11 protein-coding genes are annotated in these 15,540 nt (G+C 39.2%); 1 reads left to right on the top strand and 10 read right to left on the bottom strand.

What is annotated here, in order from left to right:
- Nucleotides 1–52: 52 nt before the first annotated feature.
- Nucleotides 53–1,636, top strand: a complete 1,584-nt coding sequence (gene norR / locus CXF85_RS11875; RefSeq protein WP_101228754.1) for a nitric oxide reductase transcriptional regulator NorR — start codon at nucleotides 53–55, stop codon at nucleotides 1,634–1,636.
- Nucleotides 1,637–1,734: 98 nt separating this feature from the next.
- Here norR and CXF85_RS11880 read toward each other — a convergent pair whose 3' ends face one another.
- The 10 genes from CXF85_RS11880 to tssF form a co-directional block, all read right to left on the bottom strand.
- The gene (locus tag CXF85_RS11880; RefSeq protein WP_101228755.1) at nucleotides 1,735–3,075 is read right to left on the bottom strand and encodes an amidohydrolase; all 1,341 of its coding nucleotides are present in this window, start codon (nucleotides 3,073–3,075) and stop codon (nucleotides 1,735–1,737) included.
- Between the two features lie 194 nt (nucleotides 3,076–3,269).
- Entirely contained in the window at nucleotides 3,270–3,857 is a 588-nt protein-coding gene (locus CXF85_RS11885; RefSeq protein ID WP_101228756.1) for a hypothetical protein, read from the bottom strand.
- A gap of 54 nt (nucleotides 3,858–3,911) precedes the next feature.
- Nucleotides 3,912–4,202, bottom strand: a complete 291-nt coding sequence (locus CXF85_RS11890) for a hypothetical protein (protein WP_101228757.1) — start codon at nucleotides 4,200–4,202, stop codon at nucleotides 3,912–3,914.
- On the bottom strand, nucleotides 4,199–4,792 hold the full coding sequence (locus CXF85_RS11895) for a hypothetical protein (protein ID WP_101228758.1): 594 nt from the start codon (nucleotides 4,790–4,792) through the stop codon (nucleotides 4,199–4,201). The genes CXF85_RS11890 and CXF85_RS11895 overlap by 4 nt, the downstream gene beginning before the upstream one ends.
- The gene (locus tag CXF85_RS11900; RefSeq protein WP_101228759.1) at nucleotides 4,779–7,685 is read right to left on the bottom strand and encodes a tetratricopeptide repeat protein; all 2,907 of its coding nucleotides are present in this window, start codon (nucleotides 7,683–7,685) and stop codon (nucleotides 4,779–4,781) included. Before CXF85_RS11900 ends, CXF85_RS11895 begins: the two co-directional genes overlap by 14 nt.
- Entirely contained in the window at nucleotides 7,685–9,115 is a 1,431-nt protein-coding gene (locus tag CXF85_RS11905; protein ID WP_101228760.1) for a tetratricopeptide repeat protein, read from the bottom strand. The genes CXF85_RS11900 and CXF85_RS11905 overlap by 1 nt, the downstream gene beginning before the upstream one ends.
- 175 nt (nucleotides 9,116–9,290) lie before the next feature.
- Nucleotides 9,291–12,038 carry a type VI secretion system ATPase TssH gene (tssH, locus tag CXF85_RS11910; protein ID WP_101228761.1) on the bottom strand — a complete coding sequence of 916 codons (2,748 nt, stop codon included), beginning with the start codon at nucleotides 12,036–12,038 and terminating at the stop codon, nucleotides 9,291–9,293.
- Between the two features lie 53 nt (nucleotides 12,039–12,091).
- A complete protein-coding gene (locus CXF85_RS11915; protein ID WP_101228762.1) occupies nucleotides 12,092–12,532 on the bottom strand; it encodes a hypothetical protein in 441 nt (146 codons plus the stop codon).
- Between the two features lie 2 nt (nucleotides 12,533–12,534).
- Complete coding sequence (tssG, locus tag CXF85_RS11920; protein WP_101228763.1) at nucleotides 12,535–13,740, bottom strand: type VI secretion system baseplate subunit TssG; 1,206 nt, start codon at nucleotides 13,738–13,740, stop codon at nucleotides 12,535–12,537.
- Nucleotides 13,704–15,539 carry a type VI secretion system baseplate subunit TssF gene (gene tssF, locus CXF85_RS11925; protein WP_101228764.1) on the bottom strand — a complete coding sequence of 612 codons (1,836 nt, stop codon included), beginning with the start codon at nucleotides 15,537–15,539 and terminating at the stop codon, nucleotides 13,704–13,706. The genes tssG and tssF overlap by 37 nt, the downstream gene beginning before the upstream one ends.
- Between the last annotated feature and the right edge of the window lies 1 nt (nucleotide 15,540).

Raw genomic sequence — 15,540 nt, forward strand, 5'->3', positions numbered from 1 at the left:
ACTCTACCTTTAAAGCTAACGTTCAAAATCGGTTCTCGCACCAGGACAAACTATGAAACAAATATCTTCAACGGCAGTTATTGAGTTAGCACTCGATCTTGCAACGAGTTTAAATAGCAAAGATAGATTTGATCGTTTATTAGATACCGTTAGAAAAACCATTACCTGTGATGCGGTAGCATTGCTGTCTTTTCATGGTGACGTGCTCAAACCTATTGCCCTACAAGGATTAAGTCGAGATACCTTAGGGCGTCGTTTTTATGTTCAAGAGCACCCTCGATTTCTAGCGCTTTGCCAATCAAAATCACCAATTCGTTTTGCTGCCGACTCACCATTACCTGATCCATACGATGGACTATTAATAGATCGTGAAGGCGATTTACCTGTGCATTCATGCATGGGATTACCACTGTATTATGATGATAAATTGTTAGGTTTATTAACGATTGATAGCCTAACGCCCCATGATTTTGAAGATATTGAGGTACGTACCTTAGAGGTTATTTCGGCCATTGCGGCAGCAACGCTCAATACCGCTTTTTTGCTGGATCAATTAGAAAGTAGGGCGGATCATTCACAGCGAGTTGTGGCAGAGTTAACCGAAGAAGCGTGGAAACGTGATGGTGGGGAACTCATTGGTGAAAGTCCAATCATGTCGCAGTTAAAACAAGAATTAGATATTGTCGCCTCCTCTGATTTCAACATCCTGATCTATGGTGAAACCGGAGTAGGTAAAGAACTTGTTGCCCGAACCTTACATCAAAAGTCACTGCGACATAATGGGCCTATGGTTTATGTAAATTGTGCTGCTCTGCCGGAAAATCTGATTGAAAGTGAGCTTTTTGGTCATGTAAAAGGAGCATTTACTGGCGCAGAAAGAAACCGTGCCGGTAAATTCGCACTGGCTGATGGTGGTACATTATTTTTAGATGAAATAGGGGAGTTACCGCTGGCTGCACAGAGTAAGATTTTAAGAGCTATACAGAGTAATGAGATCCAACCGGTTGGCCAAGACAATGTTGAAGAAGTTGACGTTCGTATTGTCGCCGCGACCAATCGAGACTTAAAAGAAGAAGTCGGTGAAGGGCGCTTTCGTGCCGATTTGTATCACAGATTAAGTGTCTATCCCATTAGAGTACCAAGGCTTTATGAAAGAGTTGGTGATGTGCAGCTATTAGCTGGTTATTTTGTTGAACAAACCCGACGTAAGCTTGGCATAACTCAATTAAAAATTACCGAGCAAGCGGTAGCCCATTTAACGCAATACAACTGGCCAGGTAATGTACGTGAATTAGAACATGTGGTTAGTCGAGCAACTTTAAAAGCGCGTGCTCGACAACGTGATAAAGCGATAATCTCTATCGATAAAGTTGATTGTGGATCACTTAACGCGGTCGGCGTTGAGCTGCCGATAGAGCTGATTGCTGAGAATGGCTTATTATCAGCAGCGGAACAGCATGCTAACTTTCATTTGAAAGAAGAAACAGAGAACTTTCAAAAACAGTTAATTAGCCGAATTCTAAAAGAAGAAGAGGGTAATTGGGCGGCAGCGGCAAGACGACTATCTACCGATAGAGCTAATTTAAACCGTATTGCCAAACGTTTAAATATTAAAGTAGTGAAGTCAGTTATTTAATTTAGGGAACTGGGTAATAAGGTAGGAAATACCAGCGACTAGTTAGGCTAACTAGTCACTCGTCGTATTTTAAGCTTCAATCAATGTTTAAATGAAGCTTATTTAGCCAAAATAGTTAACACGGCGCTGTTCATTGCTTGTGTTGCAGTAGCAATAACTTTTCTCGCATCAGGTGCCCAAAATGGGCTGTGTAGTGATGGTAAACCTGCGCCAGTTTCTTGCGCCGATTGCCATTTATCGTGCGGTACACCACCTACCCAAAATATCATGCTTTTAATACTGGTATCTGCTCTGTAATAACGACCAAAATCTTCTCCTGCCATTACTGCTGGTACTTCAATAACACGATCTTTACCTAGCTCAGCGGTGAATAATTGCGCCATCTCATTGGTAAATTCAGGCGCATTATAGGTTGCCGGTGTATATTCATCTTTTAGAGTAACTACTGGTAGTAATTTTTCAGGTAAACCCATAGCAATGCCTTCCCCTTTAGCTATTCTGGTGATGCCGTCAATTAATTTTTGACGTGTTTCATCAGAGTAACTACGTACGGTTAGCAGCAATAATGCCTGATCAGAAATGATATTGTGTTTAGTGCCGGATTGAAAACTGCCGACAGTAACTACCGCAGGATCTTGAGGATCTAACTCTCGGCTAACTAATGTTTGTAAGGCACCGACAATGCGTGCGCCCAATACAATAGGATCTTTAGTGGCGTGCGGGTAAGCGCCATGGCCACCAATGCCTTTTACCAGAATATTAACACTATCAACATTTGCAAAGGTAAAACCTGGGGTATAACCAATAACACCGGCTTTTAAACTAGCAGAATTATGAAAAGCTAGCGCATAATCAGGCTTTGGAAAACGTTTATATAAACCGTCAGCTAGCATGTCTTTTGCACCACGACCACGTTCTTCAGCAGGCTGTAAAATCATCACCAAAGTACCAGACCAACTTTTTTTGTTTTCACTAAGCAGTTTTGCGGTACCAACCCAGCTCGTCATATGGGTATCATGTGCACAGGCATGCATTACGTGAGCTTGTAAGCCTTCTTCAGTGGTAGTAATAACTTTGGAAGCAAAGGCTAAACCTGTTTGCTCTTTCACTGGTAGGGCATCCATATCAGCACGAATTAGTACCGTAGGACCTTTACCATTTTTTAATACGGCAACAACACCGGTACCACCTACTTTTTCAGTGACTTCAAAACCTAATGCGCGGGCGGTTTTAGCTAATTTCTTGGCGGTATTAAATTCTACGCTAGAAAGCTCAGGGCTTTGATGTAAGTCTTTATATAGCGTCATTAGTTCAGGCATGGCTGCGTTGACTAGCTTTGTATTATTACTACTAGTATTAACTGCGGCATTAGTTGCCGCATAGCTTAATGAGCTGCTAGCAAGGCATAAAACAGAGGTTATAAATGCTATAGTTTTCATTGTATTACTCAGTGAACGATTAAAAAACCATCTTAGCTTAATGCACTAAGCTGTTCAAATGAGATCACTAAGAAAAACTGATTGGGATTAGGGAGGTGATTTTGAATAAGGAGATAGTAGGTGTTTATGGCCACTACTCAAAGCAATGAACTACTTATCTTAAGTAATGACCATAAATAATAGTGGTTGAAACTTTACGGGTGTAACTGCCAAATTACCCCGGCATCTTTCGTCGGGTTACCAGTAGTACTCGCACCATCACCAAAAGCAAACTTAGGTAATGCGGTAATACGGCTAGTACCTGTTTGATGACCTCTAGCTGCCATCATACCTGTTGCGCCTTTATAAGCAGTTAATGTGCCTCTAAGGCCGCGTACTTTTAATTCTTTGGCGAGCTTAGAACCAAAGCTTTTCGCTAATGGTGTCATGTTATTAGCGCCGAAACAGGCAAGAATATGGAAGTCAATTTTACGTTGCCCGCAGTTAGCAAGATTAAGTTTAATTGCTGAAGCTAATTGTGATGCTGTCCAGCTCACATTTTTATTGGCTAATACCCACGTTACTTTTTCAGTAGAGTACTTATGACCATGGCCGCCAATTAATAATTGGTCGCCAGAGCCGATATCACTCCATTGTCCAGCAGGCTTGGAATTACCAAGTCGGGTACGACTAGCAGACGTGCCATCAGAAAAAGGTAAGATAGCGTCACGATTAGTCATCCTAGCAACGGTATCGCTATGCCACCCGTTATCTTGAAATGGGAGCCAGTAGTAATTTTTCATGTAGAACCTCACTGTTATTATTTATGTTTATTCTTTAATACTAAGTGTTAGTTATTATTCACTAATATCTGCTGGTGTTATTGGCTGGAAAATATCACCATATAAACTGTGTAACACCATGTTTTTTGGCTTTTTAGTGGTCTTCTTTATTTCTTGCCAAGGCACAATGTAAAGCACTTGTGGTAGCTCTTTATTACCTTTGATAAAACTCGTTTTTAACTCGACTCTATCTACGGGTTCCGCTGTGGCTTGTTCGTCATTGGCCAAGGCTTTGGTATCGACAAAGACAACAGCCAGTATTACTAAACTAATTTTTAGTCTTATGTTCATGAGTACTGTTTTCATGTGTTATTGGCCGCCATGGTTGCCTTTAGACCTTCTAACCAATTTTCAGTGTTTTCGTCTTTTTGCTCACTGTAAGCTAAATAGAATTGGTAATGCTCAATCGCTTTAGCAATGTCTTGTAGGTAAATATCAAAAAGTAGTGCCACGTTATAATGCGCTAATGCATAATCTGATTTATGACTGATAGCTTTCAAATAATAAGATTTTGCCTTATTAATCTCGCCCTTTTTCTGTGCTAAGTAACCTGACAAGTTCAATGCCTGTGGCATATTTGGGTTCTTCGCTAAGGCAGTTTTTGCATAAACTTCAGCTTGCGTTAAATCAGTTTTTTTAATACTGATTAAGGCTAAATTAGCCCACGAACCGGCAATGTTAGGCTGGCGTTCACTCATGGTGATAAATAACTGCTCAGCTTTATCCAGTTCATTATTATTTAAAGCAATGATGGCACTTTTATAGAGTTGTAATTCCTGTACTGACGATTGAGTGTTTTGATTCTCACCCTCAGTATTAGTCGTTGTGCTCTGGTTACTACAGGCGGTAATAGTCAGGAGTAAGGCCATACTCAGTAATTTTTTAATGTAATGCATTTATAACGTCCTCCACTTTAGGTTCACGCTGATATCTTATTGGAAATAAACCCTGCAATTTTTGATGGCTTTTTAGTATCCATTGATCGTAAATATCATCCTTGGTGTACAGTAAATTCACTTCAAAAAATTCAATAGCTTTCTCTTCAAAAGGAAAAGCCTGATCTTCTAATAAAAAGAGGTATTGTTCTTTTTGGTCTTCATTTAGATGCTTGGGCACTTCTGATGTTAATAAAGCCTGACTAAAGTCATTGTAGATAGTTGCGATTTCATAGGTTGCTTCCGTTGCCGTTTCAGCGACCCCATACGACGAGGCGCGAGCATAATAATTAACGCTAGCCTGCATCGCTTTTTTCTTACGTTTGAGATTACGTTTTAACGGTGTCACGAGTTTCACCTTGGCGAAGTTTTTTTGCTCTGTTCGTGCTAAAGCTACTGCAGCATTGGAGGCAATAAACTTTGAGCGACCATTCTTGCTACTATTAGGCGTTTTCTTATCCACCGACAGAATTTTCTTTTGCCAAAAAAGACTTTTATTGAGTTCGTTGGTCTGACTATATAATTGCGTTAATTTATACATAGATTCAACATGAGGCATCAAAGGTTGCGGGTAGGTTTTAATATATTTTTTTAATGATCTAATTGCTGAGGTAACATCATTACTTTTTTGATATAACTCAGCCGCTTTTAGCAATGAAGCCATTTTATATTCAGGGCTATTTTCATGACTTGATAGCTTCTCCAACTCATTAGCAGCCGCTATATCTTGTTTAGAGTTTAAGTAAGCGACAGATAGTTTTTTGGTGACATCATTCGAGTTCTTATGAAGCGGGTAAAGTGTTCTAAAACGCTTGATATGGTCAATGGCTTGTAACCATTGTTCGCTTTGAATCGACAGGGCAATAGCATCAAATAGTCCTGACGCAGCTGTTGCCGTTTTTGGTGCTACGTTTGAGATCCTTGCATAATGATCAATGGCAAGCTGCAGATGCTTTTGTTCTGCGGCGCTACTGCCTTGGTAGAATATTGCTAAGGCAAGGCCTTCTTTAGCCGACGATTTATCCTTACTGGTTAGTTTTGAATGTAGTTGTGAGCTTGACTGTGAAGTGTGCACTAACGCCATGTAGGTATTTTCTGCGGCTAAATATTGTTTAGTTTGAAAATACGCATGGGCTTTAACCATATTGATATTGTTGATAAGTTTAGTGTTTCTATCACTGAAAACTAACTCAGCTAACAGAATGGTATCGTCATACTTTTTATTGCTATAAGCCACTTCACTGGCATGAGCGATAACTTTAATGGTTTGTTTATCGGTTGGGTATTGTTGGGCATATAATGTCGAAGAGTCAATGAGTCGGTTAATCCAAACGGCCTGACTTTGTTTGTTTTTAGTGTTCGTTAATAACTTATCTGCCAAGGTAATAACTTGGTATGCCGCTTCTTTATTTGTGATGGTTTCTTCATCAAAACCCGCTAACTGATAATACTTAAAGGCAAGGTCTTCATTTTTATGCTGTAAATATAATGAGGCGAATAAAAAGTTAATATTGTCTTGGCGAGAATAAGCAGAAAAGTGCGTTAAATAGTTTTTATACCAACGCTCAGCACGAGAAAAATCAGCTGACTTATTACTTTGCTGATACTGTTTATGGTAAGTCGCCGTTTCAATTAATATATGTTTTTTAAGTGCTAGGTTTATGGATTCAAAACGTTTTTTATACTGTTTTTTATTTTTAAGCCAGTAGCTACTTGTCGGTTGATAGTCAGTATAAAACTGTTCGAAAGCAGCCTTTCGTTGTTCAACAAAACCGGCTTTTTTCCAGATATCGACAATTTTTAAGGACGCTTTCGCTGAAAACTCTGCATCAGGATACAGAGAAATATAACTGTCTAAAGTACTTACCGCATCGTTATATCGCTGTTGCTTGAGGAAGGTTTCACTCAAACTGCTGTAAATATAATATAAGTTATTTACATGCTCAGTTTGTTGAAAGTACAAATTTAATGGTTCAACGCCCCCCATGTAGGAAAATGATAAGCCCATTGCGCGAAAATACTCATCAAATAAACTCTGCTTACTTGCGTTTAATTGCTCGTACTGTTGAAAATCATTAACGTTGATAACCTGGACAAAGTCATCGGCAGCTTCAATATAGAACTCTTGTTTAAAACGAGCCCAGCCACGTTTATATAACGACTTCTCATAAAATACCGCATTGTTTTTGGCAAAGATAATTTCAGTATATTTATCTTCTGCTAAGGCATATTTCTTGGCACTAAAGGCATATTCAGCCAACCTAAACTGTGCTTCTATATAATAAGTTGATTTAGGATACCCCTTAACCAGTGCTTTTAATGCTTGGTGTGTTTGATCATAACCGCCCTTTTGATCGTAAGCCTTAGCTAACTGATAAAGCGTTACATCATTGTGTTTAGCCTTGGGGTAATCCTTTATTGATGTTTCTAATAACTTAATGGTGCGGTTAAGCTTTTCTTCAGCCAAGGTAGACTCAACATCTTCTGCCGTAGAGTTTTGTTGTAATTCTTCAGATAGTTTAAATTCGATAGCTGCCAGTCTATTTAAAGCATCTGCACGCGATAAATCAGATTTTGAAGCATGCTTTAAATAATTAACGTAGGCGTCACGAATGTCACTTTCAGAGGTGGCGATAGCTTTCTCTTGTTTGTTATTTTTTGTTTGTTCATTGCTATCGATACTTTGTAGTGTTTTTAGTGTTTGTCGTGAGTTTTCTTGCTCGTTACAGGCACTAAGCAATAAACTTAAACAGCAAGCTATCAGTAGGTAACGTATTGATGATTTTGCTTTTTTTACTTTAGATAGCCTTTTTTTCGAGGCCATTAATTTAGTTAGCATTAAGATAAGCGGCATTATTGTTCAACCGTATTGTTGTCATATAGTCTAGCGAGACCATATCTAGATTGATTTAAATAGCTATTCAACTGAGCCACTCTGTTTTGCATAATACTTTTTGCCATTTTAGCGGTGAGCTCATCATATTCTTTGGTTAGCGTTATTAAGTCTCGGCTAAGCTTCGGGGTATTTAAGCCAGCAAGCTGAGTCTTATATTGTGAGGCGTTGTGACGCTGAACAAAGAAATATTGTGGGTACTCAGTTAAAAAATCAACATAGGTATTTTCAATAGTCATGATGGCGCCATTTTTAAGTGTTATTGGCGACTTGTTAAAATTGATTGGTGTATTAATTAACTGCGTTAATGCGATGATTTTATTTTGATAATAAGTTGATGCTTGAGAATACCCCAGTGAAGCGGTAGCAAGTTGTTGTGATTTTTCATAAAAAAATGGCATTAATAAATAAGCTTCATCAATATTCAGATCATCACCGGTTTTATTTTTTAAAAAACGCGTCGCATTTAACGCGCCAATGTAATCATCTTGATGAGCTGCGGTTAACGCAATACCCAGCAACGCTTGATTGCTATAACGGCTAGTTAAACCGACTGATTGAAATGTTTTTCTAGCATTACGATAATAGGCTTGATTAAGAAGTGAATATCCTAAGGTGATATATAAACGGTTCAATGTTTTTTCTTGATTTTCTGCCTGTTCAGAAGCTAATAATTGAGAAATAAGTTGATGCCCATCAGTCCACCAACCTTGTCTAATGTTAGCCAGTGCTATATTGAACTGCGCAGCGATGTAGTCTTTAGCTGTCACGGGTATTTTTACATAGGCTTTTATTGACGCTTGATGTTCGCCTTGTTTTTGTAATGAAATGCCCTTGATTAATAATGCATGGTGGTAATGCGTCAAGGGTAATTTACTCATACTATCATCAAGGTAAGTTAGTACTTCCTGCCAATCTTCACGTTGAAAATAAAAGTCAGCTAACAGGTAATTAAGCTGTGTATTTACATTATCATCGCCTTGGCGATTAATGTTTTTGATGAGCTTATTAGCGCTTGGTAATGCGTTGTTATCTAACACGGCTTTAACTAAAGAAATAACCTTTGGGTCGTCGTAGTCACGGCTAAGTAAGAATTCATTTCTAAGAATTAAGGCAATGGCTTTTACTGGGCTATTATTTTTATTTGCACGCTGTACCGCTTGCGATAACGCCCCAATGGAATTAAATCGGGCATCTTGTAGTGCAGGTGTTTTAATTATTTTTTTATAAAAGTCTTTGCTAAACGTCTGGTGCGCTTTATCCAAACTATCTAACTGTGTTTGATAGGTATTAATATCGGTTGCGACACTGCAGGTGCTAGCAAGTGAGCCTAGTAAAAATAAGCTGATATAAAGAGAACGTACAAGCATGCGAGTAACAGTGATTTTCATTAAAGGGTCTTCATTTGATGTGGGCTATTTAGCTACATCCTAGGGTTAATATTTAGTGCTGAATTAATGAGCGTGTAAACTAAGATAAATCAGCGAGTAAACTAACCTTGGTTAGCGTACTCACTGATGTGTTATCTTTTTAAGTCACTTACTGAGTCACTTATTGAGTAATGAGCTACGTGAGGTGGTAAGTAAATAAACCGTCTTCAGTAACCTTGACTTCAATATTCGATATTTCTTCGTTATTCGAGAGTTTAGTTAAACACTCAACAGCCATTGCCGGTAAAAGCGTACGCGTTAAAATATTTTCAATATTACGCGCGCCGGTATCTACCTCTTGGCATCGGGCAAGAATATGCAACATTACTTCTTCATCAAAAGTAAAGGTCGCGTTGTAATGTTCTTTAACGCGCTTAGCAATACGATTCATGTTGATTTTACATATTTTCAGTAAGTTCTCATCACCTAATGGGTAATAAGGAATAACGGTCGTTCTGCCAAGAAATGCTGGTTTGAAGTAGTTAAGTAACTGAGGTCTAAAGTTATCTAACAATACATCTGGATCTGGCAATTCTTCGCTTTGCGCACAAATAGCACGAATATGCTCTTCACCTGCGTTTGACGTCATAATGATAATGGTATTTCTAAAGTCGATATCACGACCTTCACCATCTTTGATGGTGCCTTTATCAAATAAGTTATAGAAAATATCTTGCACACCTGGATGCGCTTTTTCCATTTCATCAAGTAAGATAATGCTGTGTGGTTTTCTACGCGCAGCTTCGGTTAATACACCACCTTCGCCATAACCAACATAACCTGGAGGAGAGCCAAGTAACATAGACACTTTATGCTCTTCTTTGAACTCTGACATATTGATACAGGTGATATTTTGCTCACCACCGTATAACTCATCAGCCAGTGCTAGTGCAGTTTCGGTTTTACCAATACCACTTGAGCCAACCATAAAGAATACACCAACGGGTTTACGCGGATCAGTTAACCCAGCACGTGATGTTTTGATACATTCAGCGATAGCTTCTAATGCATGGTCTTGACCAATAATACGTTTTTGTAAGGTATCTTTTAGACCCATAATTGATTTGATTTCGTTGGAAACCATTTTACCAACAGGAATACCGGTCCAATTAGCAACTACTTCAGCAATGGCTTGACTACCGACGTTAACTTGAATCATGGGCTCATCGCCTTGCATGTCAGTTAAGGTTGCCATTAAGCTATGCAATTCTTGTTTAGTCGCAGCAATTTCATCAGCCGTTAATATTTTGGTTTCTTGCTTTTTCTCAGTCGATGAAGCTGCTTCAGCGCTAGTTTCTACCGTATTTTCAGATTTAACACCCTCAGAGTTAGCATTAATAGCTTTCTCAGATTTAGCTAGACTCTGTTCTATTTGTTGTTGCAAACCATGAATCTTAGCAACCACACCGAGCTCTTCTTGCCATTGTGCTTCTTGAGCAACTAATAATTCGCTAAGAGAAACTTGCTGAGCATTTAATTCATCAATGGTTTCCTGATGGTCGCCTAAAGTCGCTTGCTCACGCTCTAACGATTTTATCGTTGTTTGCGCTTGAGTAATATTACGTCGAGTATTTTCAACCGCTTCAGGGGTCGAGCTTTGGCTCAATGAAACGCGTGCACAAGCGGTATCAAGTAAACTAACCGACTTATCAGGTAGCTGGCGTGAAGTAATATAACGGCTTGATAATTTCACTGAATCAACAATGGCTTCATCCATGATGCGAACACCGTGGTGACTTTGTAATACTTCAGCAATTGCGCGCATCATGTTAATGGCTTTTTCTTCGCTAGGCTCTTCAATTTTTACTACTTGGAAGCGACGTGTTAATGCCGGGTCTTTTTCAAAGTATTTTTTGTATTCAGCCCAGGTCGTTGCTGCAATGGTGCGTAACTCGCCACGTGCTAAAGCAGGTTTTAATAAATTAGCTGCATCGCCTTGGCCTTCTTTGCCACCAGCACCAATTAAAGTGTGCGCTTCATCAATGAACATGATGATAGGTTGTGGAGAGGCTTTTACTTCAGCAATTACAGATTTCAAACGGTTTTCAAATTCACCTTTAACACTGGCACCGGCTTGTAATAAGCCTAAGTCGAGTGAGCGAACACATACACCTTTCAGTGCGTCAGGTACGTCACCCGAAGCGATACGCAAAGCGAAACCTTCTACTACTGCTGTTTTACCAACCCCCGCTTCACCCGTTAAAATAGGGTTGTTTTGACGACGACGAATTAAAATATCAATAATTTGTCTGATTTCTTCATCACGGCCTAAAATAGCATCGATTTTGCCTTGCTTGGCATCTTCGGTTAAGTTCACGGTAAACTTATCTAATGATGGTGTTTTACTTGGTGTGCCAGGCATTGGAGCACGACCGGTAGAGGTATCACCCATGGCACTCGATAAAGATTCTGCCGTGGTACCAACAATTGCGCGCGTTACTTCACGTAATGATTCAGGTTGAATTTTCTTTAATTCACCTGATAATGCTGAGGTTGATTGACGCATACTATCGTCAAGCATTAAGGCAGTTAGAATGTGAGCTGATGTCGCTATGCCATGACCATATTCAACCGAGGCAAGCATCCAGGCATTTTTGCTGATATCAACAATACTTGGAGATAATGCCGGCGCTCGAGTATTGCCGCCTTTAATGCGATCTAACTCTCTATTTAGGTCTTGATGAAGTCTGCCAAGGTCAATGTCAAACTTATCAAAAATAGCCAAGATATCACTATCGGGTACTTCTAATAATTTTAATAACCAGTGTTCAATCTCAACATTATAATGAGTACGTGAAAGACAAAGTCCCGCAGCTCCTTCTAGCGCATTACGAGAGGTTTCATTCAACCTACCGACTAATGATTTTAAATCAATTGTAACCATATCTATTCCCTATTGTTCACGTGATGTTATTTACTTTGGTAAGTTTGTTGGTACTAACAAACGCCTTGTACGCTGTCGCAGCAGGAGATGCCGCAAATTTTGGTAAAACTCTTTTGTCCATTATAAAACTCACCGACACCGCCAGCACGAAGAACCCAATGGATTTGTTCATCAGCTAAAAAAGCAATGCCAGAAGAATAACAGGGCAACTCTCTCTTATTGCTACTGGCTTGTTTATCATGTGTTAGTGCTGAATTTAGGTAAAAACTTTTTAACTTTTCAGTACTGACATAAAAGCCCTTACATGCTTCTGTCATTTCAGGACGACTGTTAATATTCTCACCTTGCGCCAGTATGGTAATCTCGGTTAATTCATTAGCGCTTCTGCTTGACGAACAAGCATTGAGGAAAACCAAACACAGCAGTAACAACATGACTAACATTGGCGGAGCTACTGTTTTGTTAACGGTAAAATATTTATAAAAAAGATGCATTTTTATCTCACTGATATCGGTATATCTACCACGGAATTGTCATGTTCGCTGCTTATGCTCTTACTCGATAACCAACTGGTCCAGCCTAAAATTGGTTTGTTTTTCGAGGCAAAACTTACCTGACTAGGTAGTTCTTTTTTGAGCGTTCGTAAGATGAAACTATAATCTTGTTCAAAACCTAAATATAAGCGTACCAACTCATCCAGTGCTTTAAGATGAGGTGTTTGCGGGGTGAATTTTTGTAACTGTTTGGCCGTTAAGGGGCCTAAAATAATATTAATTTTTCCTTGGGCAAAAAAACCACTTTTGCCTAACATTACCGTTCTGCCTAATTGATTATTTTGTCCAGCAGCGCCGTTAAGTGGCATTCTTGTTCTGACATCGTCTATTAAAGGTTGCCATTGGCCAACAAACTCTTTTATTTCGACCGGCAATTCAAAGTGACTTTCAAGGATTTGCTTAAGACCTGATGCACTACGTACAGAACTACTAAGTAAACCCGCATAGCGTAATAATGACTCGTCTTTGGTGTATAAACGGTCGGTCAGGTTATCAGTACCTAGGCCAACCAACGCCAATAACATTTTGGTGAAATTATCGGTTTGGGTCTTCGCTTGATTACGTGTACTTTTTTTAGTCTGACCGCTTTGAATGTCAACACTTTGAGTATTACTACTTTGAGTATTAACGCTTTGACCGTTACTACTTTGAGTATTGTTACGTTGAGTTAAACGACAACGTTCATACTCTAACGGGGCAAAATATTTGACCGATGATTGATAAAACAATGAAGCGGTTCGGTGATTAAACAAATTAAAAAATTCGGATATTGTTTTATCTTTAACTTTTAAACGCTTTAATACCGTCTCAGTATAGTGATAAGGCAATACGCCATTACTGCCGGTCAAACCAATAAAATTCAACTCCATTTTCCATTGATTATTCTCTTTATTATCTTGATATAAAGGTTCAACGGATGAAATTTCAGAAGAAGGAAACGATAACGATTGACGGCTGGTAAAACGGATACATTCAGATAGTGGAGGCATAAAGCGTCCCACAGATTGAATTGCCGAAACTTCAACCATGTCGTTATAGTTATTACTGCGCTCAATCACCCTGACAGCTTGCTTAAAAGAAAACTGGTATGGATGCTGAGCTAATGTATCTATTACAGCAGTATTTTTTCGCCAGCTCGCGGTGGACATTTCTTTAAGTAGCCTTCTTTATTTTTTGTTTTTATCAGTAGTCGAGTAAAAGAGTTAATAGAGCAATACAAGCCAAAAAAGTGTTCTAACATGCTTGAAAATAGGAAAACACTGCTGCCACTTAATAGCGAATCATCAATGTTTACGGTTATCTCTATACCTCGACACATCGCGGTATAACCATCAATAGTTAAAGGCGCGCTGATCGGTTTTGCATGTACTTTTGTAATGGACTCTATTACCGAGCGGGTAACAGCGGAGCCTTTAAAGTCGTACAAACGCAGTATTTCTTTTAAGGCTAAGCAGGCGTCATTACCACCGGTTAACGATAAAAAATTTAAATTCAAGTGAGAAATTAATCGCCATCTAGCATGATCTCTTAAAGGCGGTCTAATGACCTGAGTCGGCTGCATAAGATAACGAATTGCGGAACAAGGTGGCGCACTGTCGGTACATTGTAATTGTGACTCACCGACTGAATAAGGTAACTTCTGTGGTAAATCTCGGTTACTACAAGTCGTTTCAATGGTGATGGTACGATCTTCAGGTATGTTTGGATTAAACGATAAATCCACTAACGATAAGAATACGTCTGTACCCTCATCTCGGTCATAAGTATCAAGTTTGGCATTACGGCGGGCTGCAAACCAAAATGCATGGGAATTGCTTTCTTGTTGCTCGTGATTCATGCCATAAAAAGGTAGAAAATCAACATCGTCTCCGTAATAAGAGGACGCGGTCACTTGATCAATACTATAAACTTCATAACCTCTTGTTCGGCGTGAGTCAGGCGTTACTTTATATTCGTGCTGAGTATGTTCAAGTTTTATCGGATCTGCGCTGTGCGCAAATAAATTCACTACCGGTGTACAGCCTAAATTGAAGGTCGACTTAGCAATATTATGTTCAAGTTCGACATTGGTATCGTTAAGATAAATATAAAAATCTAAGGTATCACCATCATGATTTGCTAATTTTTTAGCGAGACCAACAATATCAATGAACATGAACTTTTCTGGAAAGGCGAAATACTCGGTTAATAATCTATAACCAATAAAAGAGGACGCCGGGTAGGGCAACATGCCTTCATCCGTTGAAAAGCCAACTGGTTGAATCGCATTGATGCCCAAATCAATCGGGTGAATATCGTCTTCAGAAGTCGCTATGAAAGTACGGTTACAATCATTGAGTAACATTTCATAGAGCGGGTTTATATGCTGTGCTTGTCCTTTAAGATAAAAACGTAGCTTATCTATAGCTAAATCGGCAAAGTTTAACTCTTTAGAGAAGGTTTTAAGTGATAGCTTAAGTACACTATCCGCGCCTCTAATACTCGCTGAACCAGGGGTGAAAAAAGGCTTAGCCATTAAAGTGGCTGATGTTATTTCTATCGGCAATAACGGGATTTCATAACTGGTGGTAAAACGGCAATTCTCACCTTGAAACTGCGTTGTCTCTAATAAAGTACCGCTAGCAATGGTGTAACTTGAGTCTAATTGCTCTTTGTCGGCAACAAATTGCACAATAGACATTGCTGGAATAGGGCGTTGATAATGCGGGTACAGAGTACCAAGCAAAGCATCACTTATTTCAGGAAAATCATCATCAAGTTTGTGCTGTATACGGGCATTTAAAAAGGCAAAGCTTTCAATCAAACGCGAAACATGTGGGTCTTCAATGCTGTCGTTATTAATACCGATACGCGAGGCTATTTTCGGGTGTTCTTTAGAGAATTCAGCACCTAGCTGGCGTATATAGACCAGCTCTTTTTCATAAAAGGGCAGCAGTTCATCGGACATA

The organism is Colwellia sp. 75C3 (assembly GCF_002836255.1).
Taxonomy (GTDB): domain Bacteria; phylum Pseudomonadota; class Gammaproteobacteria; order Enterobacterales; family Alteromonadaceae; genus Colwellia.

Bases quoted from the DNA above. Each gene is read 5' to 3' on its own strand.
- norR (WP_101228754.1), top strand. From the start codon at position 53: ATGAAACAAATATCTTCAACGGCAGTTATTGAGTTAGCACTCGATCTT.
- CXF85_RS11880 (WP_101228755.1), bottom strand. From the start codon at position 3,075: ATGAAAACTATAGCATTTATAACCTCTGTTTTATGCCTTGCTAGCAGC.
- CXF85_RS11885 (WP_101228756.1), bottom strand. From the start codon at position 3,857: ATGAAAAATTACTACTGGCTCCCATTTCAAGATAACGGGTGGCATAGC.
- CXF85_RS11890 (WP_101228757.1), bottom strand. From the start codon at position 4,202: ATGAAAACAGTACTCATGAACATAAGACTAAAAATTAGTTTAGTAATA.
- CXF85_RS11895 (WP_101228758.1), bottom strand. From the start codon at position 4,792: ATGCATTACATTAAAAAATTACTGAGTATGGCCTTACTCCTGACTATT.
- CXF85_RS11900 (WP_101228759.1), bottom strand. From the start codon at position 7,685: ATGCCGCTTATCTTAATGCTAACTAAATTAATGGCCTCGAAAAAAAGG.
- CXF85_RS11905 (WP_101228760.1), bottom strand. From the start codon at position 9,115: ATGAAAATCACTGTTACTCGCATGCTTGTACGTTCTCTTTATATCAGC.
- tssH (WP_101228761.1), bottom strand. From the start codon at position 12,038: ATGGTTACAATTGATTTAAAATCATTAGTCGGTAGGTTGAATGAAACC.
- CXF85_RS11915 (WP_101228762.1), bottom strand. From the start codon at position 12,532: ATGCATCTTTTTTATAAATATTTTACCGTTAACAAAACAGTAGCTCCG.
- tssG (WP_101228763.1), bottom strand. From the start codon at position 13,740: ATGTCCACCGCGAGCTGGCGAAAAAATACTGCTGTAATAGATACATTA.
- tssF (WP_101228764.1), bottom strand. From the start codon at position 15,539: ATGTCCGATGAACTGCTGCCCTTTTATGAAAAAGAGCTGGTCTATATA.